This is a genomic window from Loigolactobacillus bifermentans DSM 20003 (assembly GCF_001434575.1).
GTDB classification, from domain to species: Bacteria; Bacillota; Bacilli; order Lactobacillales; family Lactobacillaceae; genus Loigolactobacillus; species Loigolactobacillus bifermentans.
The window spans coordinates 75279-98648 of the sequence record NZ_AZDA01000046.1 but is presented as its reverse complement, the minus strand read 5'-3'; the positions used below and the strand labels follow the sequence as shown (position 1 = coordinate 98648).

The following is a 23370-nucleotide window of genomic DNA, read 5'->3' as shown; positions in this document are numbered from 1 at the left end:
TCGACACTTTTCACTATTTTAGTAAATTTTAGCACTAGACCTTTAAATTGTTTTTTGGCACGTCTTTAAAATTCAGTTGCAACCGTAGCAGGCAACCGGTAAAATAGCTTTTCGTATATCAGAGAAAATCTAAGAGAGAAAGAGGAACGATTGTGAGTATATTAATTGCATTGATTCCCGCAATTGCTTGGGGAAGTATTGGTTTAGTCAGTGGTAAGCTAGGCGGTAACGCTTACCAACAAACATTAGGCATGACGATTGGTGCATTGATTTTTTCATTAGGCGCCTTCATTGTTTATCGACCTGTTTTGGATGTGAAAGTTTTTGCGGTTGGCTTGGCTTCTGGTTTACTGTGGAGTGTGGGGCAAGGTCAACAATTCCAATCCATGCAAGTCATGGGAGTTTCTCGGACTGTGCCAATGTCGACTGGGATGCAGTTAGTAGCCAACACGTTAGCGGGGGCCTTGTTATTCCATGAATGGCAATCTGGACACGATGTAGCCTTTGGTTTAGTTGCCTTAGTCATCTTAGTTTTAGGGGCAACGTTAACCTCTAAAAACGATCCGGCCAGCAAGGCGCTTTCAACTGAAAACGTTGAACTTGGTCGTGGTTTCCGAATCTTACTGTTTTCTACAGTGGGGTACTTAGGCTATACCATTGTAGTTGATTGGGGCAATGTGAATGCGATTGCGGTGATCTTACCACAAGCAATCGGGATGTTACTCGGTGGCATTATCATGTCTTGGAACCACGATGTACGTGATAAAGCGACTGTTAAAAATATTTTGACTGGGTTAATGTGGGGGGCTGGGAATGTCTTCATGTTCTTGTCCATTCCAAAAGTTGGCTTAGCCGTTGCCTATTCCTTGTCACAATGTGGGATCATTATTTCTACCTTGGGCAGTATTTTCTTGTTAGGCGAAAAGAAAACCAAACGCGAGTTGGTTTACGTCACTTTAGGCTGTATTTTCGTCATTGCTGGTGGGGTTTTATTAGGCTACATGAAGTCCTAATTTTGAGAAAGTTATCGTTGCGGCGATAACTTTTTTAATTTCTTTACATTTAAAACGCTTCCATATAAGTAGCCTATCTTGCTTTTTAGGATTAAAGCGGCTAAAGTAATAATCGGTAGTTTACTATTTTAAGGAGGCTATATTTTTATGGCACATATTTCGTTTGATGACTCAGCATTAAAAACGTTTGTCCATGACAACGAACTCGGTCAGATCCAACCAATGATCACCGCAGCTCACGAAGAACTTGTAAACGGAACAGGCGTTGAATCACAAATGCGCGACTGGCTTCATTTACCACATGACTATGACAAGGAAGAATTTGCTCGGATCAAAGCGGCTGCTAAAAAGATCCAAAATGATTCTGAAGTCTTTGTTGCAATCGGTATCGGTGGTTCATACTTAGGCGCACGCGCTGCCATCGATTTCTTAAGCAGCACTTTCTACAATATGGCACCCGATCGTAAAGTTCCACAAGTATTCTTTGCAGGAAACTCAATCAGCTCATCATACTTACATGACTTGGTTGAATTGATCGGCGACCGGGACTTCTCGATCAACGTGATCTCTAAGTCTGGGACAACCACTGAACCATCAATTGCTTTCCGGGTCTTCAAAGAAAAGTTAATTGCTAAATATGGTGAAGCAGGTGCCAAAGAACGGATCTATGCGACAACTGATAAAGCAAAAGGCGCTTTGAAGAGTGAAGCTGACGCTGAAGGTTACGAAAGCTTCGTGATTCCTGACGGTACTGGCGGCCGTTACACTGTTTTAACAGCAGTTGGTTTATTGCCAATCGCCGTTGCAGGTGGCGACATCGATCAAATGATGAAAGGTGCCGCAGACGCTGAAGATGCTTATTCTGATGCCGATGTTACCAAAAACGATGCTTACAAGTATGCTGCATTACGCAACATTTTGTACCGTAAAGGTTATACAACCGAATTATTGGAAAACTACGAACCAACCTTGCAATACTTCTCAGAATGGTGGAAGCAATTAATGGGTGAATCAGAAGGTAAAGATCAGAAGGGAATCTACCCATCATCTGCCAACTTCTCAACTGATTTGCACTCATTAGGGCAATACATTCAAGAAGGCCGTCGTAATTTGATGGAAACAGTTGTCAAAGTTGACAACCCAACCCATGATTTAAAAGTGCCTGAAGAAGAAGGCAACTTAGACGGTTTAGAATACTTACAAGGCAAGTCCATTGACTTCGTCAACACCAAAGCTTATCAAGGGGTTGTTTTAGCCCACGTTGATGGCGGTGTACCTGTCATGAGCTTACACATTCCTGATCAAACAGCTTACACATTAGGCTATATGATTTACTTCTTCGAACGTGCAGTTGCCGTATCTGGTTATTTAAATGGGATCAACCCATTCAACCAACCAGGTGTTGAAGCTTATAAGAAGAACATGTTTGCCTTGTTAGGCAAGCCTGGCTTTGAAGCCCTTGGCAAAGAATTAAACGAACGTTTGTAATTCGTTGCCTGGTAAAACCACAAACTCATTTGGTAGTTTGTGGTTTTTTTGTAGCAAAAATTGAAACCGATTTCTAAAGTGGATGATTGAATCATTTTAAACAACGCTGCTATGGTAGCCTTTTCATTAGAAAATTTTCAATTTTTGGCGATAAATCTGGTCTAAGCGAAACGAAGTATGCTAGAATAGTGGCTGTAAGAGAAATTAAACTTTTTATTTTCTAGGAGGGCTTTTAGTATGCCATTAGTACACGGTACTGAACTTTTTGAAGCAGCTCGTAAGGGTCATTATTGTATTGGTGCATTTAACACCAACAACTTGGAATGGACACGTGCCATTTTAAAAGGTGCACAAGAATTAAACGTTCCAGTTTTGATCCAAACTTCTATGGGCGCTGCAAAGTACATGGGCGGCTATGAACTTTGCCAACAACTTGTTCAAGCTACTATGAAGAGCATGAATATCACAGTTCCAGTTGTAATGCATTTGGATCATGGGAACTACGAAGCTGCTAAAGCTGCTATTGCAGCTGGCTACAACTCTGTTATGTTTGATGGCCATGACTTACCATTTGAAGAAAACTTGGAAAAGACACAAGAAATCGTTAAATTAGCACATGCCAAAGGTATTTCTGTTGAAGCAGAAGTTGGTTCAATTGGCGGTGAAGAAGACGGTGTCATCGGCGAAGGCGAATTAGCTGACGTTGAAGAAGCTAAAAAGTTAGCTGCTACTGGGATTGATTTCTTAGCTGCTGGTATTGGTAACATCCATGGTAAATACCCAGCAAACTGGACTGGCTTACACTTTGATCGTTTACAAGAATTAGCTGACGCAATCGACTTACCACTTGTATTGCACGGCGGTTCTGGTATTCCTCAAGAACAAGTTGAAAAAGCAATCTCAATGGGTATTTCTAAGTTGAACATCAACACTGAATGCCAATTAGCATTTGCAAAAGCAACTCGTGAATATATCGAAGCTGGCAAGGATCAAGAAGGTAAAGGCTATGACCCTCGTAAGTTATTAGCACCTGGTACACAAGCTATTACAGATACATTCAAAGAAATCTGTGGCTGGATGGGTACTCGCCCAGTTAAGATGGTTCCTGAAGAAATCTAAATTAAAGTCACGTTTAATGAGAGATCGCCTTGGCGGTCTCTTTTTTGATGGTATAATAGTAAGCGAATGTTATCTTTTAACATTGAATTCAAATTAATCAGGTGACGTTATGATGGATAAATTTCAGCAGGCCCAACGATTAGTCAAGCTCAGCCAAATTTTAACTGTTTTTCAAGCCAGCCAACAGGTCGGACCAGCGCAACACGGCTTGGCTCAGCTAACGGCAGTGCAACCGTTTGATGCGCTGGCGTTAGCAGTGATTCAAAATAGTTTGCTCCCGACGCAAGCCCAACAGCTACAACTTGACTTACCAACGCCAGGCACTGGCGAAGCTGCACCAGGCCATCCCGTGGCAATCTTGAAATTGGAAAATCAATGGCTGCGGTTATTAGCAGTCGATGTGTTACTGCCAGCATGGCAGCGTTGGACCACGCAACATCAACAAGCTGATTTCAAACAGGTTCAGTGGACCTTGCAGCAGTTACGACAAGTGGACCATCATTATGCGCGTAAAGAGAATTTTATTTTCCCACTTATGTATCAATACAGCATCACCACGCCACCGCGTCATGATAAAATGCCAGCCGGTTATCACTATCAAATGGACAAGTACGGGACACGGACTCCACCAGAAGTCATGTGGGAGGTAGACGATACCATTCGGGAATGGCTGAAAAAGGCCATCCGCTCCGCTGCAGCAGCGCAGCCTGAGGAACATGTGTTGGGGACGCAGCTTCAGCGTGTCAGTGGCGAAATTGATGAAATGGTGTTTAAAGAAGAAGAGATCATGTTGATGATGATCCGGCCGCAGGTCACCACGGCTGATTGGTTGATGGTTGCGCAAGGCAGTGCTGAGATTGGCTTTTACGTTTATCCCGCAACCAGTAGCTTGGCAGCCGACGCAACAGGACGTCCAAGCGGCGACTAAAGCGTCTCATCAATCGATGGTTCAAGAAATCAATGATGTCCCTGAAGTGAAAACGCCAGGGCCACATGTGCGGATTTCAGTTGAAGACGAGCCGGCGTCAATATCGGCTACGCCGCAACCTGTTCAACAGACCGTAAAACGATCACAACATACTGCAAAAGCCGCTTTAGCACCTCATTTAGAGCTCACTGTGGACAAAGAAGCCCGTGTGTGCCTGCCAACCGGGGAACTGCGCTTAGATCAATTAGAAGGCTTGTTACGCATGTTGCCAGTTGATATTACTTTTGTGGATCGGCATGATATTGTACAATGGTTCTCGGACAACGGCGCGCGGGTGTTTCCCCGCACACGTGCTGTGATCGGGCGCGCTGTGGTAAATTGTCATCCGCCCAAGAGTATGCCAAAAGTGCAGCGAATTTTGGATGACTTTCGCAATGGTCAGTTGGATCATGCTGATTTTTGGATCAACTTACATGACCAAGCAATGGTTTATATTCGTTATTTTGCCATGCGTGATGCTGCGGGGACTTACTTAGGCTGTTTAGAAGTCACGCAAGACATTACACCCATTCAGGCGCTATCGGGCGAGCAGCGACTTTAATGGTGCGATTGGATAACTTTGAAAAAGCATTTGACAATTATTTTAAAAACCGGTAATATATTACTCGTTGATATGAATGACTTCAATCATTGGGTAATAGCGAAATGGTAACGCAACGGACTCTGAATCCGTAATTTCTAGGTTCGATCCCTAGTTACCCAATCAGAGACTTACAGGCGATCCAGTAATGGGTCGTTTTTTTAATGGCATTGATAAATTTATAAGGCCTTTTCAGAAAAAGGATTGTGCTTTAAATTGAGATGACCTACAATATAAGGTATGCTGTTTTGTGATACATAACAACAGCTAGGTATTGTGCTCAGATTACAGGGAGGTCCATTATGGTGATCGTAACAGCAGGGATGATTGGTGTTGGCAAAACAACATTAACGGGACTTATTTCAGAACATTTAGGAACTGAAGCTTTTTTTGAACCAGTAGGGGATAACCCAGTCTTACCACTTTATTACTCTGATCCTAAAAAGTATGGTTTTTTACTTCAGATTTTCTTTTTAAATAAACGATTTGCAATGATCAAACAGGCGTTAACGGATGACAACAACGTGTTAGATCGCTCCATTTATGAAGATGCGTTGTTCACACGAGAGAATAATAAAGAAGGCAATATTACAGATCAAGAATTTGCGATTTATTTGACCTTGTTAAACAACATGATGGGTGAATTGAAGGATATTCCTAAGAAAGCGCCAGATTTATTAGTTTATGCCGATGCTGATTTTGAAACGATTTTATACCGGATCAAAAAGCGCGGCCGTGACTATGAACAAATCGAAAATGATCATAATTTGTACGATTACTACTACAAAATCTGGTCAGCTTACCAACAATGGTATGAAGACTATGACGAAAGCCCTAAAATGAAAGTAGACTTACAAAAATATGATTTAAGTCAGCCTGAACATGTGACAACTGTCCTAGCGATGATCGATTCAGAACTAGCACGCGTGCGCCAAACAAAATTAACTGAAGCGTAATCATGACTTATCGTTGCTATTCATAATAGTTCGTGGTATATTATATGCAAGTACTTCTTTGTTCGGAATATTTTGGTGACAAGTTTCATTTGTAAACTTCTTCCAACGTACGCCTTTCAAGATTTACCAAATAATTTGTTTTTTTAATAGGAGGATTTTTACACATGGAACACGGCACAGTAAAATGGTTTAACGCAGACAAAGGTTATGGCTTCATCACTCGCGACAATGGTAGCGACGTATTCGTTCATTTCTCAGCTATCCAAGGCGACGGCTACAAGACATTAGACGAAGGCCAAAGCGTAACTTTTGATGTTGAAGAAAGCGACCGCGGCCCACAAGCTGCTAACGTTAACAAAGAAGCTTAATTAAACTTCTTTTAGACAGGGATCACCAATCGGTGGTGCCTGTTTTTTTTTTCGCAAAAAATGGCTGATTTAAGTATAATGAAGGGTAAACAAATAAATGAGATGATTTTGTGATACGTCAGATAGAACGCACGATCCTTTTAATATTACTTTTTATTGGTGAGCAACTGCCATCGGCTGGGTTACAGCTTGCAGGCCAAACTCAGCAATTTGGAACGGGTTTTTGGTGGCTAGTTGGCAGTTTGTTTTTACTGATTATGCTGTTGATCACCGTCTTATATTGGCAACTTTATCGGCATACGTTGGCACCGGCTTATCAAACAACACGCCGACGTTTGCAGAAAAAAGATTATGGTTGGTTTGGCCTAGGGTTTGTGGCCATGGTAATCGTGAATGCCAGTACGTTGCCGTTTATGCAACAAAGTGGCAACACCAACGTTGACAATATCAGCACGCTGATGACGCTATTTGGCGTCTTTACGTTGATTTACTTAGCCATTTTAGGGCCGATCCTTGAAGAAATTATTTTTCGTGGTTTATTAATGAATTGGTTTTTTTCAACCCGTCCGGCAGTGGCGATTGGGGTGAGTGCCATTGTGTTTGGCACAATGCATGTGAATTTATTCGGTGGCCAGTTGGATTTAGTCTATTGGCTCTCTAAAATTTTATTAGGTGGCATTTTAGCAACCGTTTATTGGCGGACCAAGCGGTTAAAGACAACGATTTGGTTACATATTTTGAATAATGCCTTGCCACTAGTGCTTGGAATTTAATAAAGCTCAGATAGCGCTTGACGAAATGCGGAATATTCGGTAAGATTATAACCGTTGTTTGACAATATTGCCCGTTGGTCAAACGGTTAAGACGTCGCCCTCTCAAGGCGGAATTGCGGGTTCGATTCCCGTACGGGCTATCTTAAGCGACTGATAAGCTATAAACGTTGATAAAATCACGTTTATAGCTTTTTTTATGCTTTTTGGTTAATGATCATATTGTCAACCTAGTTGACAAACAAACCTGAAGTCGCTATTCTTAATAAACGTTAGGCGCCTAAATTAATTAAGGCGCAGTTGATTTTTGAAAGAGGTGGCAGACTTGCTAAAAATTGCGCGTGGACGCATGTCGATTTGGGCAGTGATCGGGGCTTTCTTATTTATGATCGTTCAGGTTGTCAGTAATTTAAACTTACCCAGTTTAACGTCCAATATTATTAACAACGGTGTGGCCAAGGGGGATATTGATTACATTTGGAAAATCGGTTTCGAAATGATTGGCTTTGCACTGTTAAGTATTTTGGCAGCGATTGGGAATGTTTTTCTGGCATCGCGTACGTCACCGGCCCTTGGGCAGCGGTTGCGAAGCGATATTTATAAGCAGGTGATTCATTTTTCCAATGACGAATTTGATCAAATTGAAACATCATCTTTGATCACACGGACCACCAATGACGTGGTTCAGATCCAAAACGTGGCCATGATGGCCTTACGCATGATGATCATGGCACCGATTATGTTGATCGGTGCTAGTTTCTTAGCGTATACGAAAAATCATGAATTAACGCTGATTTTTGTCGTTGTATTGCCGATTTTAGCGATTTTTATTGGGATCGTCATGTATTTTGCGGTGCCGTTATTTCGCGCCATGCAAACCAAAACAGATCGCATTAATTTGATCTTTCGTGAAGGCTTAACCGGTGTGCGGGTGATTCGCGCTTTTCGACAGGATCACTTCGAGCAGCAACGTTTTGAGGCAGCCAACGTCGATTATACGAAAAATGCCGTGAAAGTTTATAGCATTATGGCGGCGATGTTCCCAATCATGACGTTAATGATGAGTGCAACTAATATTGGGATCACTTGGTTTGGCGGCAAGTTAATTGCCAGTCAAAGTATGCCGGTGGGGAATTTAGTCGCCTTTATGACTTATGCCATGCAGATCTTAATGAGTTTTATGATGCTTTCTATGGTGTTTGTCTTTATCCCGCGGGCACAAGCATCAGCGGTTCGGATCCGAGAAGTTCTGGCGTTGAAAAATACGATTCAGGATCCTGACCAACCGACACCAGTGGCCAAACCAGCAGGTGATAACGAATTAACCTTTCACCAAGTGGATTATCGTTATCGGCATGCTGAACGATTAGCCTTGAAAAATATTGATTTTCAGATTAAAAGTGGTCAAACGTTGGCGATTATTGGGGGTACTGGTTCCGGTAAATCAACATTGATCAATCTGATCCCACGCTTTTATGACGTGGAGCAAGGCGCTGTTGCCGTGAATGGCGTTGATGTGCGCCAAACCAGTCAACACGACTTACATCAAGAAATTGCCTTTGTTCCGCAAAAGGCATTGCTCTTTAGTGGCACCGTTCGTGATAATATGCGTTATGGCAATCCCAATGCCACTGATGACGAAATCTGGCATGCGTTAGCCATTGCGCAATCGCAAGATTTTATTGCCGCCATGCCAGGGCAACTAGATGCGCATGTTGAACAAGGTGGGAGCAACTTCTCAGGTGGTCAGCGGCAACGATTAGCGATTGCCCGAGCATTGGTCAAAGATGCGTCGATTTATGTCTTTGATGATTCATTTTCAGCTTTGGACTTTGAGACGGATGCCAAATTACGGCAAGCCTTACGGGAAGATCCGCGGATCCAACAGCGGATCGTGGTGATCGTGGCGCAACGCATCTCAACCGTTGCCGACGCAGATCTGATCTTAGTCTTGGATAACGGTGAATTGGTTGGTCAAGGAACGCATGCGGCCTTAAAGGCTGATAATGCTGTTTACCAAGAAATTATGTCATCTCAATTAAGAGAGGGGGACGGTCAAAATGCATAATCATGGTCGTGGACATGGTCCAGGCGGCGTGGTCGAAAAGCCGCATCATTTTTGGAAAACAACGCTGCGATTATTACGTTATATGTCAGATCGTCTCGTTGCAGTGATCGTTGTTTTGATTTTAGCGATTGCCTCTGTGATTTTTCAGATTCGCACGCCTAAAATTTTAGGGGAAGCGACGACTGAAATTTTTAACGGGGTCATGAAGGGCATTGCCCGGCAAAAGGCGGGCTATTCGGTTACGCATTTACCCATTAGTTTTACTAAAATTGAGCATATTATTGCCATTGTGGTATTAATGTATTTAGCCTCAGCTGTTTTCAGTTTCTTCCAACAATTTATTATGACCCGTGTTTCACAACAAACGGTTTATAAATTACGGAAAGAATTTAAGGCGAAAATGGAACGGGTGCCCATTCGGTACTATGATACCAACAGTAACGGGGATATTATGAGTCGTGCGGTAAACGATATGGACAATATTGCCAGCACGTTACAGCAAAGTCTGACGCAAGCAGTGACCAGTACAGTAACTTTTATTGGTACGCTGTGGATGATGCTGACGATTAGCTGGAAATTAACCTTGATTGCAGTGATCACGGTGCCGTTGAGCTTGATTGTCGTGGGGATCGTGGCACCTAAATCACAACGGTATTTTTCGACGCAGCAAAAGAGTTTAGGCTTATTAAATGGTCAGGTGGAAGAAAATTTTGCCGGTCACTTGGTATTGAAAAGCTTTAACAAAGAAAGTGACGCCATTGAAGCGTTTGAAGAGAATAACCACACGTATTACCAGGCAGCCTGGAAGGCGCAGTTTATTTCTGGCATCATTATGCCATTGATGATCTTCTTTAATAATATTGGTTACGTGTTTGTTGGGGTTTTTGGGGGCATTCAAGTGGCCCACGGGAACATTACGTTAGGGAATGTACAGGCCTTTATGCAATACACGAATCAATTTTCACAACCAATTTCACAATTGGCGAACTTGATGAACACCATTCAGTCAACAATTGCGTCAGCGGAGCGGATCTTTGACGTGTTAGATGAGCCTGAAATGACACCAACGCAGCCTGTTACCACGCAACCGGATCTAAAGGCTGATTTTATCTCATTAAAGCACGTTCAATTTGGGTACACACCAGAAGAACCGTTAATGACAGACTTTAATTTACAAGTCAAAAAAGGTCAAACGGTGGCTATTGTTGGTCCAACGGGGGCCGGTAAAACCACGATTATTAATTTATTAGAACGGTTTTACGACGTTCAAGGCGGTCATATCCAGTTACAAGGCCAAGATACCCAACAATTAGCGCGGGAAGACTTGCGGTCGCACTTTGCAATGGTGCTTCAGGACACGTGGCTATTTACAGGGACGATCTATGATAATTTGAAGTATGGCCGTGAATCAGCGACGCATGATGAGATTATGGCGGCTGCAGAGGCCGCTCACGTGGATAGCTTTGTCCGGAAGTTGCCACAAGGTTACGATACAGTGTTAAACGAAGAGGCTTCCAATATTTCACAAGGGCAACGGCAGTTGTTGACCATTGCCCGGGCTTTTGTGGCCAACCCTGAAATTTTGATTTTAGATGAAGCCACGAGTTCCGTCGATACTCGGACGGAAGTGCATATTCAACACGCCATGGCACGGTTGCTGACCAACCGGACCAGTTTTGTTGTGGCCCATCGGTTATCCACGATTCGTGATGCTGACAATATTATTGTCATGGATCACGGGGATGTGGTTGAAACTGGGACCCATGATGCATTAATGGCGAAAAAAGGTTTTTATGCAAATCTTTATAACAGCCAATTTTCCGGTAACGTGGCGGTTTAAGATCTGTCAAAAATGGTTCATGACAACTTGTCATGAACCATTTTTCATTGTAGCCTAGTAATCAGGAAGAAGGCTGAACATGTATTCAAAAACCAAAGCAGCAATTCAAACCCTCATTCAAAAGCAGGTGATTCCTGGTGCACAGGTGGCATTTATGCAAGCTGATCATGTGACAACGTATTGCTGGGGTGCCGCACAAACTTACCCGCAGCGTCAGCCATTGTATCCGAATCAGTTGTACGATTTGGCGTCCTTGACCAAAGTGATTGGCACCACCACTTTGATTTTACAATTAGTTGAACAAGGTCGGCTGCAATTAACCGATCCAGTGCAACGTTATTTGCCAGCCGTCAAAGACCAACGCATTCAGATTTGGCATTTGCTGACGCATACGGCCAACTTTACCGGTTATATTCCCCATCGTAATAAATTGCCAGCTGACCAGCTTAAAACGGCCTTATTAGGACTAACCTTTGGTGATCAAGTGGGACAAGTGGTGAAATATAGTGATATTGGTCTGATCTATTGTGGGTGGATCATTGAGACATTTTATCACCAACCCATTCAAACGGTGATCCAACATCAGGTGTTGCAGCCTTTAGGCATGGCCCAAAGCACATTTCAGCCGGACCCGGCCTTGTGCGTGCCAACGGCCTACGAGCCGCAAGGTCGCGGGTTGCTCCAAGGTGTGGTGCATGATCCCAAGGCCTTTATTTTGAAAGCACACTGTGGATCTGCTGGCTTGTTTGCACCATTAAGTGATCTGATTCAATTTGGTCACTTTATGTTAGGTGATTTAAAAGTGTCACAGCCGATTTTGCAGCGCCTCACGATCGAACGGTTGCCGCAAGATGCCACACACTGTCAGGGAGAACGGGGAATTGGTTGGGATTTGTTAGCGTCACACACGGCCGACCAGCATTGGCTGTTATACCATACTGGCTATGTGGGCCACGTGCTGCTGTTTGACTTACAGCAACATACTGGTTTTATTTTCTTATCCAATCGGATTCACCCAACAGCGCCTAATGAAGCCTTTATTCCGCTACGTGATCAATTAGTGGCCACTTATTTAACCGAAAACGCCGAATAAAAAGGATGTGGCAACTTTGCCACATCCTTTTTACATCGGGGCTGTTTCAAAACCAGCGTCAGATAACTTTTTGCGCAACTGTAACACAGCAGTGTAAGTTGCTAACACATAAACTTGTTGGGTTGGTAATTTTGGAATTGCTTTGATAACTTGATCTAATTCAGGAATTTCTTGCAGTTTTGAATCAGGCACGCCGGCAACTTTCAGGCGAAAGGCAATGTCTTTTTCCCGCTCACCACCAGCGATATAAGCTGGAATCGCTAATGCTGGCAGATCTTCAAAATTGCCATCCCAGATCCAACTGGTGTCAATGCCATCTGCATAGTTGGCATTCAGCAAGGTGATCAGTGAAAAGGGCTGCTTTTCAAGTTTGATCAAGTCCAATACTTGGTTCAGACCAACTGGGTTCTTAACCAAAATCAACGTGACTTTTTTATCATTGACCTGAATGACTTCCTGTCGGCCAAAGACTTTTTGGTCACCATTAATGGCGTCAGCAATTTCAGTTGGGGCAACCTTTAAAAAGCGACCAACAGCATAGGCCGCTAAGGCGTTATAGATGTTGTACAGGCCACCAATTGGCAAACGGAATTGCTGGCCTTCAATGGTAAATGTCGAACTGGTAGGTGTCTGGTCTTCCAACGCAGTGAGCCGATAAGTCAGTTCAGGCCGCTTGAAGCCGCATTTTGGACAATAGTAGTTCCCAAGGTTACTATAGGTCAGGTACTTGTAATGTAAAATATGATGGCACTGCGGACATAACACGCCATCTGTATTGTAAGGTGCCTTTAATTCGCCATCGGGTTGATGCTCGAAACCATAATATAAAATTGGGTTCGGTAATTTTCGTGAATGAAAAATGGGGGCATCACCATTGGCAATAATCGTCGCCTGAGGAGCATTTGCGATGCCGTCTAAAATTTTCTGATAGGTCGAATAGATTTCGCCGTAACGGTCCATTTGATCACGGAATAAATTGGTTAGGACAAAGGCAATTGGCGTCAAGTATTTGGTGATCAACACGACATTTGCTTCATCCACTTCAAGAATGGCCAGTTTTTTACCAGAGCGACTGCGTTTGTGCGCCAGAAAAGCGGTAATAATACCTTGTTTCATATTCGATCCGGTGGGGTTGGTCAAAATATCATCAAATTTTTCTTCCAAAACCTTAACGGTTAAGGCAGTGGTAAGTGTTTTGCCGTTGGTACCGGTAATCACGATCACATCGTAATTGCGGCCTAAGGTGGTTAAAATATCAGGATCAATGCGATTGGTTAGTTTGCCAGGCAGTGAACTGCCGCCTTTCATAAAGGTGTGCAAGAACCAATAGGCAGAACGGCCAGTTGCAATTGCAAGACTACTTTTTATTGACATGAAAATGCTCCTCTAAAAATAAATTATGTTTAGCATACCATAGGTGACGGTTAAAGCACTGAATAAGTGCTAATCTTCAGGTTGGTTTAATTAACGGATGAATTTTTCAATCAAATCGATTATACTTAATAAGAATGTTTATGAAAAGGGGTTTGAAAAGTAATGGCCCAATTGTTCTTTCACTATGGCGCAATGAACAGTGGTAAAACAGTGGATATTCTGAAAGTGGCGCATAATTACGAGGAGCAGCATAAGTCAGTGATCGTGATGACGTCTGGAATTGATGATCGCGAGCAAGTGGGAGTTGTTTCCAGTCGCATCGGTTTACGACGTGAGGCAATTCCCATTTTTGCGGAAACAAATATTCGCGATGTGGTGACACGTGAGAATCCGCATGCTGCCTGTATCTTAGTGGATGAAGCGCAATTTTTAAAGAAACACCACGTGCTTGAATTGGCACATATTGTGGATGAAATGGGAATTCCAGTCATGACTTACGGGCTGAAAAATGACTTCCGCAATGAACTATTTGAAGGCTCACAATATTTACTACTTTATGCCGATAAAATTGTCGAGATCAAAACGATTTGCTGGTTTTGTAAAAAGAAGGCTTTAATGAACTTGCGCGTCCATAACGGCCAACCACTTTATGAAGGTGCACAAATCGAAATTGGTGGCAATGAAACTTATTATCCCGTTTGCCGCAAGCATTATTTCCACCCAGACCGGGCCATGATGCAAGCTGCAACGACAAATCTTTAAAAGCGAGGGAAAAAAGATGAATGAAATGTTCGACCAGCTACAAACAGTGGCCGATCGCTATGAAGAGTTAGAAGGTTTACTGTCTGACCCTGAAGTGATTAGTGATACACAACGGTTTATGAAGCTTTCTAAAGAAGAAGGCGAGATCCGTGAAACCACAGTTAAGTACAATCATTATAAAGATGTGATGCAACAGATCAAGGAAAACGACGATCTGTTGCGTGAAAAGTTAGACGCAGATATGGAAGCAATGGTCAAGCAAGATCTAGCCGATCTAAATGCTGAAAAAGACCAGCTTGAAGAAGAAATGACCTTGTTAATGTTGCCGAAAGATCCCAACGACGACAAAAACATTATCATGGAAATTCGTGGGGCTGCTGGTGGGGATGAAGCCAGTTTATTTGCCGGCGATTTGTTAGACATGTATATGCGCTATGCTGAAAAGCAAGGCTGGCAAACTGAAATCGTGGACCAAACGCCAACAGAAGTTGGTGGGTTTAAAGAAGTGGTTGTCATGATCTCAGGCGACAGTGTTTATTCAAAATTAAAATTTGAAAATGGTGCTCACCGTGTGCAACGTGTCCCACAAACTGAATCACAAGGCCGGGTGCATACGTCAACGTCAACGGTTGCGGTGATGCCAGAATACGATGCTGTGGATATTGATATTGATCCAAAAGATATTCGGACGGATGTTTATCGTTCTTCTGGTGCCGGTGGTCAGCATATTAACAAAACATCTTCTGCTGTTCGCATGACCCATTTGCCAACGGGAATCGTGGTTGCGATGCAGGATGAACGGTCACAACAACAGAACCGTGAAAAAGCGATGAAGATCTTACGGGCGCGGGTTTATGATTATTATGAAAGTCAAAACCAAAGTGCGTACGATGAAAACCGTAAAAGTGCCGTTGGGACTGGGGATCGTTCAGAACGGATCCGAACTTACAATTATCCGCAAAACCGGGTGACCGACCATCGAATCGGCTTAACCTTGAATAAATTGGATAAGATCATGAATGGTGACTTAGAAGAAATCATCGACGCGTTGATTTTACATGATCAAACCCAGAAATTGGAGCAGCTTGAAAATGGCTAATCCCACTTATTTTGAGGCCTTAAAGTGGGCCTCTTCTTTTTTGTCCCAACAGCACGTTGAAGACGTTGGGGCATACTTGTTAATGGGGCGCGCGCATTGGACACAAACACAATTGTTGACGCATTATCGTCAAGCAATGCCAGCTACTGCTTGGACACAATTTCAGACTGATATTCAGACCTTTGCAACCGGTCAACCGGCGCAATACATTTTAGGTGAGGCACCGTTTTATGGTGAATCATTTCAAGTGACGCCAGCGACACTGATTCCACGTCCAGAAACGGAAGAATTAGTGGAATGGGTCCTGCATAAACTGCCCGTAACGCCATTAACGGTGTTAGATTTAGGCACAGGTACTGGCGCCATTGGGTTGACCCTGAAACGATTGCGACCGCAGTGGCAAGTCACTTTAAGCGATATTTCGCCGGAAGCACTGGCTGTTGCACAAAAAAACGCAACCCAGCAACAATTAACAGTGAATTTGGTACAAGGTGACTTATTCACGCCGGTACAGGGGCAACAATTTGATTTAATTGTGAGTAACCCCCCTTACATTGCACCAACAGAAAAAGCGGTGATGGACCGCTCAGTTTTAGAACATGAACCAGCAACCGCTTTATTTTCGGGGACGGATGGTTTAGCATTATACCGCCGTTTGTTACAGCAGTTGCCACAATATTTAACCGCTGGTGGTCAATTTTTTGGCGAATTTGGCTATCGGCAACAGCCAGCGTTAACGCAATTGTGTGCCCAGTTGTTACCGAATTTGCAAGCAACTTTTCGACAAGATATTAACCAGCAACCGCGAATGTTGCATTTACAGCATTTTGAACAGAAAGAAGATTCTTAAAAATGGAAACAAAGATTTACACGCGTACGCAAATTCCTGAGGCGGCAGCTGCTTTAGCGGCTGGCGAATTAGTGGCCTTTCCAACTGAAACCGTTTATGGCCTAGGCGCTGATGCCACCAATGAAGCGGCCGTTAAAAAAGTTTATCAGGCCAAAGGTCGCCCCAGTGATAACCCGTTAATTTTGCACGTAGCCGATGTGGCGGCAGTCGAAGCTGCAGTGGCTGATTTTCCTGACAAAGCACGTCAGCTGATCAAAGCTTTTTGGCCAGGCTCTTTAACGTTGATCATGACATTAAAACCCAATACTTTTTCAAAAACTGTAACCGGTGGCTTAAGCACTGCCGCGTTTCGCAATCCTAATAACGCTGCGACTTTAGCGTTGATCAAAGCATTAGGTCGACCGATTGTTGGTCCATCTGCAAATACATCTGGCAAGCCCAGTCCAACTTTGGCCAAGCACGTTTACCATGATTTGAAAGGCAAAATTGCAGGCATCTTAGATGATGGCCCAACTGGTGTAGGCTTGGAGTCTACCGTTTTGGACCTTTCCACCGAGACACCGGTGATTTTGCGACCTGGCGCGGTGACGAAAGCGGATATTGAAGCTGTGATTGGTTCCATTGAAAACAACCAGCACCATGTTGCGGCCGATGAAATCCCTAAGGCACCAGGTATGAAGTATAAACATTATGCGCCGAATGCGCAGGTTGTTATTGTCCCAACCCCAGCTGAATTTCAGGCGGCATTAGATTGGGCAACTGCGCAACACCAACCATTTGGTGTTTTAGCTACCGATCAACAATTGGCACAAGCAACGCAAGTTAGTGCAGCCAACCAGTTTTCATTAGGTGATACCGTTGAAACAGCCAGTCGGGCGTTATTTGCCGGATTACGTTATTTTGATTTGAAACCGGAAATTAAGTTGATTTTGGCGGAAGGTTTCCCGAAAACAGGCTTAGGTGTGGCCTACATGAATCGGCTCGAAAAATCTGCAGGTCAAAAATATTTTTCTAAGGACGAATGGCTTATGCTATACTCAAACTATACTTGGTAATTTGGTTACATAATATTTTAAACAAGCTAGTGGAGGGATAAAATGAACTTTCATGTAAAAGACGACGCACTTTGGCAAGCAATTCACAACGAAGAACAACGGCAAGAACACAATATTGAGCTGATTGCATCTGAAAATATTGTTTCGGATGCAGTACGTGCGGCACAAGGAAGTGTGTTGACGAACAAATATGCCGAAGGTTATCCGGGCCATCGCTTTTATGGTGGGTGCGAATATATTGATGAAGTTGAACAATTAGCCATTGATCGTGCCAAGCAATTATTTGGTGCTGAATATGCAAATGTCCAACCACATTCTGGTTCAAGTGCCAATATGGCTGCTTATCGGGCCTTGATCAAACCTGGTGACCGTGTGCTGGGGATGAACTTAAATGAGGGTGGTCATTTAACCCATGGTGCTGCCGTTAGTTTTAGTGGTCAAACTTATGATTTTAAGAGTTATGGCATTGATGAAGCAACTGGACGCATTGACTATGATGCGTTACAACAATTGGCCCATGACTTTCAACCAAAATTGATTGTGGCAGGGGCCTCTGCTTATAGCCGGATCATTGACTTTAAGAAGTTCCGCGAAATTGCTGACGAAGTAGGCGCTTACTTAATGGTAGATATTGCCCACATCGCTGGTTTAGTTGCCGCTGGTTTGCACCCGAGCCCAGTGCCTTATGCTGACATTGTGACGACAACGACGCATAAAACCTTACGCGGCCCACGTGGTGGTTTGATCTTGGCTAAAGCAGCATACGGCAAGGCCATTAATTCTGCAATTTTCCCTGGGATTCAAGGCGGTCCTTTGGAACACGTGATTGCTGCAAAGGCAGTGGCGTTAAACGAAGCCTTACAACCTGAATTTAAAGTTTATGCGCAACAAATCTTGGACAATGCCCAAGCTATGGCGAAAGTCTTTAATGAAGATGGTCGTTTGAAGGTCGTTTCAGGCGGCACCGATAATCATTTATTATTGTTGGATGTCACGCCATTTGGGGTGACAGGTCGTGACGTACAAGAATTATTAGACACCGTGCACATTACGGCCAACAAAAATACCATTCCAGGTGAAAAAAATGGTTCATTCCGGACCAGTGGCCTGCGTTTAGGGACGCCTGCGATTACCACGCGTGGCTTTAAAGAGGAAGAAGCCGCAGCGGTTGCTCATTTGATCATTGATGCGATTACCAATCGTGATGATCAAACAAAATTAGATGAAGTTCGGCAAAAAGTCTATGCCTTAACAGAACGTTTTCCAATTAGTGCAAAAAGTTTCGATTTTGACTAGTTTTTAAGCGTGAGGTTCGTTAGAATATAGATAATTGATTTGATGAGCGATCGACAGTTTGCGCTGTCGATCGTTTGTGTGCCAAGTCGTAAATGAAAACGCGAAAGAGGAGTTTATAAATGGCAGAACTACACGTTATTGATCATCCCTTAGTCCAACACAAGTTGACGATTATTCGGAATAAAGAAGTTGGGACCCAACAATTCCGGCAAGTCGTTAATGAAATTGCAACCTTAATGGCCTATGAAGTTACCCGTAATATGGCAACTGAAGAAGTTGAAGTTGAAACCCCAATTGCGAAGACAACACAAAAATCTTTAGCGGGTAAGAAAGTCGCCATTGTCCCAATTTTACGGGCAGGTTTAGGGATGGTTGATGGTTTCTTGGAATTGATTCCAGCTGCTAAAGTTGGTCATATCGGGATGTACCGCGATCATGAAACCTTAAAGCCAGTTGAATATTTTGTTAAAATGCCAACTGACATTGATCAACGCGAATTATTTGTGGTTGACCCAATGCTTGCCACCGGTGGTTCAGCAATTATGGCCATTGACGCGTTGAAGAAGCGTGGCGCCAAGCAAATTAAATTTGTGGGTTTGGTGGCAGCACCAGAAGGCGTCAAAGCATTACAAGAAGCACATCCAGATGTTGAGATCTATGTGGCAGGGTTAGACGACCACTTAAATGAAGATGGTTACATCGTACCTGGTTTAGGCGATGCTGGCGATCGATTATTTGGAACAAAATAGTTAAAAAAGTGTCGATTTTAGCGACACTTTTTTTATTTTTCTGAAAATATCTTTGCGCGCGCAAATGCAGTCATAGCGGTACTCAGACCCTTTAGGGATACAAAAAGTACTTTGTATTTTAGGGCTAATGGTGGTATCATAACGATTGTATTTTGAACAGACGCACTTGCGAACGTTTAAAGTCTTTTCTGTCGGTGTCGCTACACCCTCACTTAGTCTCATTTAAGTGATGCAGCACTGTCAAAATCCTGTTTTAGAAAAGAGGTGAGATTCTGTGAATGAAGAGACTTACGTTGTAAAATTTCTGGGAATACCATTTAATCTTACAAACGTTATCTCGGGATTAGTGGCCTTTGCAATCGTTTTTTGCTTGGTTTATGCCTTATCACGTAATCCCAAATTAAGACCGACCGGTAAGCAGAATGTCTTGGAGTGGCTGATTGATTTTACAAACGGCATTGTTTCCAGTAATATTCCAGGTGAACAGGGTAAAAAATTTAACCTGTTTGCATTCGTGTTATTTCTGTTTATCTTTGTTTCAAACCAAATCGGCTTGATCGTGGAAGTAATTGTTGGTGGTGTGACTTACGTTAAAAGTCCCACGTCTGACCCAATGGTAACCATGTCATTAGCGTTGATGGTCTTGTTACTGACCCATTTCTTTGGGGTTAAAAGATTCGGTGCTAAAGGTTACCTTGTTAATTCCTATTTACGGCCTGTAAGTTTCTTGCTTCCAGTTGAAATATTGGAAGAATTTACGAACTTCTTGACGCTATCATTCCGTCTGTATGGGAACATCTTTGCAGGTGAAGTGCTCTTGCTGTTTATCGGAAGTATCGCAAAGTCTCACGGGCTCGTGACATCGGTGGTCATGTTACCACTTGAAATGATTTGGCAAGGGTTCTCAGTATTTATCGGGAGTATTCAAGCCTACGTGTTTGTTACCCTATCCATGGTTTACCTTTCACAAAAAATCGAAAAAGAGTAAACCTAACCACTTGAAGGAGGAAATTTTATTATGGCTTTTATTGCAGCAGCTATTGCAGCAGCAGGCGCAGCTATTGCCGCAGGTATCGGTAATGGTCAAGTTATCTCAAAAACAATCGAAGGTATGGCACGTCAGCCAGAATTATCTGGTCAATTACGTGGGACAATGTTTATTGGTGTTGGTTTGATCGAAGCCGTTCCAATCATCGCAATCGTTGTTTCATTTATTTTGATGTCTAAATAAGCATGATCTGGGCAGATTCTAACTGCCTTTTTTGAATTCATATGAAAAGGGAGGTGTCAATAGATGCTCTCACATTTCGTCATTGGCGCAGCAACTGGCCTATATTTAGGTGACTTATTGTTTTATCTGATTTCATTTATCTTGCTCATGTTGCTCGTTAAGCATTTTGCATGGGGTCCGATCACGAAAATGATGGATAGCCGTGCAGACAAGATCTCAAATGATTTAGACTATGCTGAAAAGTCACGTGATGAAGCTAGTAAGTTACAAGCCCAACGTCAGCAAGCGTTAGATGCTTCACAAACTGAAGCAGCTGGCATTGTCAGCGACGCTCGGGAAAATGGTGAAAAGCAACGTCAGACGATTGTTGCAAATGCGGAAGATTCCGCAAAAACACTTAAAGCAAATGCGGCTAAAGATATTGAACAAGAACGCAAAGACGCTTTAAAGGGTGCGCAAGATGACGTTGCAGCGCTGTCTATTGAAATTGCTTCTAAAATCATTCAAAAAGAATTAAAGGCGGACGACCACAAGGCACTCGTTGATTCTTATATCGAAGGGTTGGGGAAGCAAAATGGCGCTAGATAAAGCAACAATTGGTACACGCTATGCAACAGCGCTATTTCAATTAGCACAAGAACAACAACAATTAGAAACGGTTTATGCAGATGTCGTTGCGTTGCAACAGGTTTTAACTGCAACACCGACTTTGATGCAAGTGTTAGCCGATCCTACGCTGGCACAAGCGCAAAAGGCGGGTTTGTTAACCACCTTGAAGCAACAGGCAGTTCCGCTGATTCAAAACCTCATTCAAATGGTGTTTGATTACGGGCGCACAACTGAATTACCGTTAATTCTAACTGATTTTGTTAAGTTGTATGACCACTCGAAAGGCATTGCACATGCAACTGTCACGACAGCAGTGCCATTAGCAGCTGATCAAAAGCAAAAATTAGCCGATCAATTTGCAGCACGCATTGGCGCGCAACAATTGACTTTGGCTGAACAAGTAGACCCGGCCATTATTGGTGGGGTGATTATGCAAGCCGATGATCTGATTGTTGATGGTAGTGTACGCAGAGGCTTAGCAGCAGTTAAGCAACTATTACTTAAAAAATAATTTTAAAAGAGGTGAACCCTATGAGCATCAAAGCTGAGGAAATCAGCTCTTTGATTAAGCAACAACTGGATGACTATTCAAATGATCTAGCTGTCGAAGAAGTTGGTACTGTTACCTATGTTGGTGATGGTATTGCAAGAGCGCATGGCTTGGATAACGCAATGGCCAACGAATTGTTAGAATTTGAAAATGGTTCTTACGGGATGGCCCAAAACTTAGAAGCCAATGATGTTGGGATTATCATTATGGGTTCATTTGACGATATTCGCGAAGGCGACACCGTTAAGCGGACTGGCCGCATTATGGAAGTACCAGTCGGCGACGCAATGATTGGCCGGGTCGTAAACCCATTAGGCCAAGCCATTGATGGTCTAGGCGAAATGAAGACGGACACCACACGGCCAATTGAATTTAAGGCCCCTGGTGTTATGCAACGTCAATCAGTCAGTGAACCACTTCAAACAGGACTAAAGGCAATTGATTCTTTAGTACCAATTGGCCGTGGTCAGCGTGAATTAATTATCGGCGATCGTAAAACAGGGAAAACGTCTGTTGCCATCGATACCATTATTAATCAAAAAGACCAAGACATGATTTGTATCTATGTTGCCATTGGGCAAAAGGATTCAACTGTTCGGAGTCAAGTCGAAGCATTGAAGAAGTACGGCGCAATGGATTATACCATCGTCGTGACTGCCGGTCCTTCTGAACCAGCACCAATGCTTTACTTAGCACCTTATGCAGGCGCAGCAATGGGTGAATATTTCATGTATAACGGCAAGCACGTGTTGATCATTTATGATGATTTAACCAAGCAAGCGGCCGCTTATCGTGAAATTTCATTGCTGTTACGGCGCCCACCAGGTCGTGAAGCCTACCCAGGGGATATTTTCTATACCCATTCACGTCTGTTGGAACGTGCTGCGAAGTTAAGTGATAAATTAGGCGGCGGCTCAATGACAGCTTTACCTGTTATTGAAACCCAAGCCGGTGATATTTCAGCTTATATTCCAACCAACGTTATCTCAATTACCGACGGCCAGATTTTCTTGGATAGTGATTTGTTCTATTCAGGGACGCGACCAGCAATTGATGCCGGGGCTTCTGTTTCCCGTGTTGGTGGGGATGCCCAGATCAAAGCTATGAAGAAAGTTGCCGGTACATTACGTGTGGACTTAGCGTCTTACCGTGAACTGGAAAGTTTCTCACAATTTGGTTCTGATTTGGATGCTGCCACACAAGCAAAATTAAATCGTGGTCGGCGCACTGTTGAAGTTTTGAAGCAACCTGTACACAAGCCATTGCCTGTTGAAAAACAAGTCTTGATCTTGTATGCATTGCGTCAAGGTTTCTTAGACAGTGTCCCGGTTAGTGATATTTTGCGCTATGAAAGTGAAGTTGCGGACTACTTCGATGCTAAATATAGTGATTTATTAAAGCAAATTGCCACAACAGGTCAATTACCAGATGGTGACAAATTTGATAATGCATTGAAAGAATTTGCGAAAGTCTTTAAGACCAGTGCAACAGCAACTGCTAATAAATAGGAGG

23 protein-coding genes and 2 tRNA genes are annotated in these 23370 nt (G+C 43.2%); 24 read left to right on the top strand and 1 reads right to left on the bottom strand.

The features are described from left to right. The first annotated feature begins 152 nt into the window (after window positions 1-152). From FC07_RS07060 to FC07_RS07000, 13 genes are all read left to right on the top strand, one after another. The gene (locus FC07_RS07060) at window positions 153-1013 is read left to right on the top strand and encodes a GRP family sugar transporter (protein ID WP_057904426.1); all 861 of its coding nucleotides are present in this window, start codon (window positions 153-155) and stop codon (window positions 1011-1013) included. 147 nt (window positions 1014-1160) lie between these two features. Next, window positions 1161-2501 (top strand): glucose-6-phosphate isomerase, encoded by a 1341-nt coding sequence (locus FC07_RS07055; protein ID WP_057904425.1) that lies wholly within the window; start codon window positions 1161-1163, stop codon window positions 2499-2501. Window positions 2502-2738: 237 nt separating this feature from the next. Beyond that, a complete protein-coding gene (fba, locus tag FC07_RS07050; protein WP_057904424.1) occupies window positions 2739-3620 on the top strand; it encodes a class II fructose-1,6-bisphosphate aldolase in 882 nt (293 codons plus the stop codon). A 109-nt stretch (window positions 3621-3729) separates the two neighbouring features. Then, complete coding sequence (locus tag FC07_RS07045; RefSeq protein WP_057904423.1) at window positions 3730-4548, top strand: hemerythrin domain-containing protein; 819 nt, start codon at window positions 3730-3732, stop codon at window positions 4546-4548. Further along, window positions 4478-5149, top strand: coding sequence for a PAS domain-containing protein (locus FC07_RS07040; RefSeq protein ID WP_155797716.1), 672 nt, complete (start codon window positions 4478-4480; stop codon window positions 5147-5149). The genes FC07_RS07045 and FC07_RS07040 overlap by 71 nt, the downstream gene beginning before the upstream one ends. A gap of 90 nt (window positions 5150-5239) precedes the next feature. Further along, window positions 5240-5311: transfer RNA gene (locus FC07_RS07035), tRNA-Gln, on the top strand. Window positions 5312-5490: 179 nt separating this feature from the next. Then, complete coding sequence (locus FC07_RS07030; protein ID WP_057904421.1) at window positions 5491-6144, top strand: deoxynucleoside kinase; 654 nt, start codon at window positions 5491-5493, stop codon at window positions 6142-6144. Window positions 6145-6308: 164 nt separating this feature from the next. Beyond that, window positions 6309-6512 (top strand): cold-shock protein, encoded by a 204-nt coding sequence (locus tag FC07_RS07025; protein WP_057904420.1) that lies wholly within the window; start codon window positions 6309-6311, stop codon window positions 6510-6512. 110 nt (window positions 6513-6622) lie between these two features. Beyond that, a complete protein-coding gene (locus tag FC07_RS07020) occupies window positions 6623-7285 on the top strand; it encodes a CPBP family intramembrane glutamic endopeptidase (RefSeq protein WP_057904419.1) in 663 nt (220 codons plus the stop codon). Between the two features lie 69 nt (window positions 7286-7354). Beyond that, window positions 7355-7425 (top strand) — tRNA-Glu (locus FC07_RS07015). Window positions 7426-7607: 182 nt separating this feature from the next. Further along, window positions 7608-9350 (top strand): ABC transporter ATP-binding protein, encoded by a 1743-nt coding sequence (locus FC07_RS07010; RefSeq protein ID WP_057904418.1) that lies wholly within the window; start codon window positions 7608-7610, stop codon window positions 9348-9350. Continuing rightward, complete coding sequence (locus FC07_RS07005) at window positions 9343-11190, top strand: ABC transporter ATP-binding protein (protein ID WP_057904417.1); 1848 nt, start codon at window positions 9343-9345, stop codon at window positions 11188-11190. The genes FC07_RS07010 and FC07_RS07005 overlap by 8 nt, the downstream gene beginning before the upstream one ends. 79 nt (window positions 11191-11269) lie before the next feature. After that, window positions 11270-12283 carry a serine hydrolase domain-containing protein gene (locus tag FC07_RS07000; RefSeq protein ID WP_057904416.1) on the top strand — a complete coding sequence of 338 codons (1014 nt, stop codon included), beginning with the start codon at window positions 11270-11272 and terminating at the stop codon, window positions 12281-12283. A gap of 30 nt (window positions 12284-12313) precedes the next feature. Here FC07_RS07000 and FC07_RS06995 read toward each other — a convergent pair whose 3' ends face one another. Continuing rightward, on the bottom strand, window positions 12314-13657 hold the full coding sequence (locus FC07_RS06995; protein WP_057904415.1) for a Mur ligase family protein: 1344 nt from the start codon (window positions 13655-13657) through the stop codon (window positions 12314-12316). Between the two features lie 162 nt (window positions 13658-13819). Here FC07_RS06995 and FC07_RS06990 point away from each other — a divergent pair, with 162 nt between their 5' ends. From FC07_RS06990 to atpA, 11 genes are all read left to right on the top strand, one after another. Then, on the top strand, window positions 13820-14419 hold the full coding sequence (locus tag FC07_RS06990; RefSeq protein ID WP_057904414.1) for a thymidine kinase: 600 nt from the start codon (window positions 13820-13822) through the stop codon (window positions 14417-14419). A gap of 16 nt (window positions 14420-14435) precedes the next feature. After that, window positions 14436-15518, top strand: coding sequence for a peptide chain release factor 1 (gene prfA, locus FC07_RS06985; protein WP_057904413.1), 1083 nt, complete (start codon window positions 14436-14438; stop codon window positions 15516-15518). After that, window positions 15511-16368, top strand: a complete 858-nt coding sequence (gene prmC, locus FC07_RS06980) for a peptide chain release factor N(5)-glutamine methyltransferase (protein ID WP_057904412.1) — start codon at window positions 15511-15513, stop codon at window positions 16366-16368. Before prfA ends, prmC begins: the two co-directional genes overlap by 8 nt. Window positions 16369-16370: 2 nt before the next feature. Then, window positions 16371-17423 carry an L-threonylcarbamoyladenylate synthase gene (locus FC07_RS06975; RefSeq protein WP_057904411.1) on the top strand — a complete coding sequence of 351 codons (1053 nt, stop codon included), beginning with the start codon at window positions 16371-16373 and terminating at the stop codon, window positions 17421-17423. A 42-nt stretch (window positions 17424-17465) separates the two neighbouring features. Beyond that, window positions 17466-18719 carry a serine hydroxymethyltransferase gene (gene glyA / locus FC07_RS06970; protein WP_057904410.1) on the top strand — a complete coding sequence of 418 codons (1254 nt, stop codon included), beginning with the start codon at window positions 17466-17468 and terminating at the stop codon, window positions 18717-18719. A 119-nt stretch (window positions 18720-18838) separates the two neighbouring features. Continuing rightward, window positions 18839-19468 (top strand): uracil phosphoribosyltransferase, encoded by a 630-nt coding sequence (gene upp, locus FC07_RS06965; RefSeq protein WP_057904409.1) that lies wholly within the window; start codon window positions 18839-18841, stop codon window positions 19466-19468. A 274-nt stretch (window positions 19469-19742) separates the two neighbouring features. Next, on the top strand, window positions 19743-20456 hold the full coding sequence (atpB, locus tag FC07_RS06960) for a F0F1 ATP synthase subunit A (RefSeq protein WP_057904408.1): 714 nt from the start codon (window positions 19743-19745) through the stop codon (window positions 20454-20456). A gap of 30 nt (window positions 20457-20486) precedes the next feature. Next, window positions 20487-20699 (top strand): F0F1 ATP synthase subunit C, encoded by a 213-nt coding sequence (gene atpE, locus FC07_RS06955; RefSeq protein ID WP_057904407.1) that lies wholly within the window; start codon window positions 20487-20489, stop codon window positions 20697-20699. Between the two features lie 63 nt (window positions 20700-20762). After that, on the top strand, window positions 20763-21287 hold the full coding sequence (gene atpF, locus FC07_RS06950) for a F0F1 ATP synthase subunit B (protein WP_057904406.1): 525 nt from the start codon (window positions 20763-20765) through the stop codon (window positions 21285-21287). After that, a complete protein-coding gene (gene atpH / locus FC07_RS06945) occupies window positions 21274-21819 on the top strand; it encodes an ATP synthase F1 subunit delta (RefSeq protein WP_057904405.1) in 546 nt (181 codons plus the stop codon). Before atpF ends, atpH begins: the two co-directional genes overlap by 14 nt. A gap of 20 nt (window positions 21820-21839) precedes the next feature. Continuing rightward, a complete protein-coding gene (atpA, locus tag FC07_RS06940; RefSeq protein ID WP_057904404.1) occupies window positions 21840-23366 on the top strand; it encodes a F0F1 ATP synthase subunit alpha in 1527 nt (508 codons plus the stop codon). Window positions 23367-23370: the final 4 nt, after the last annotated feature.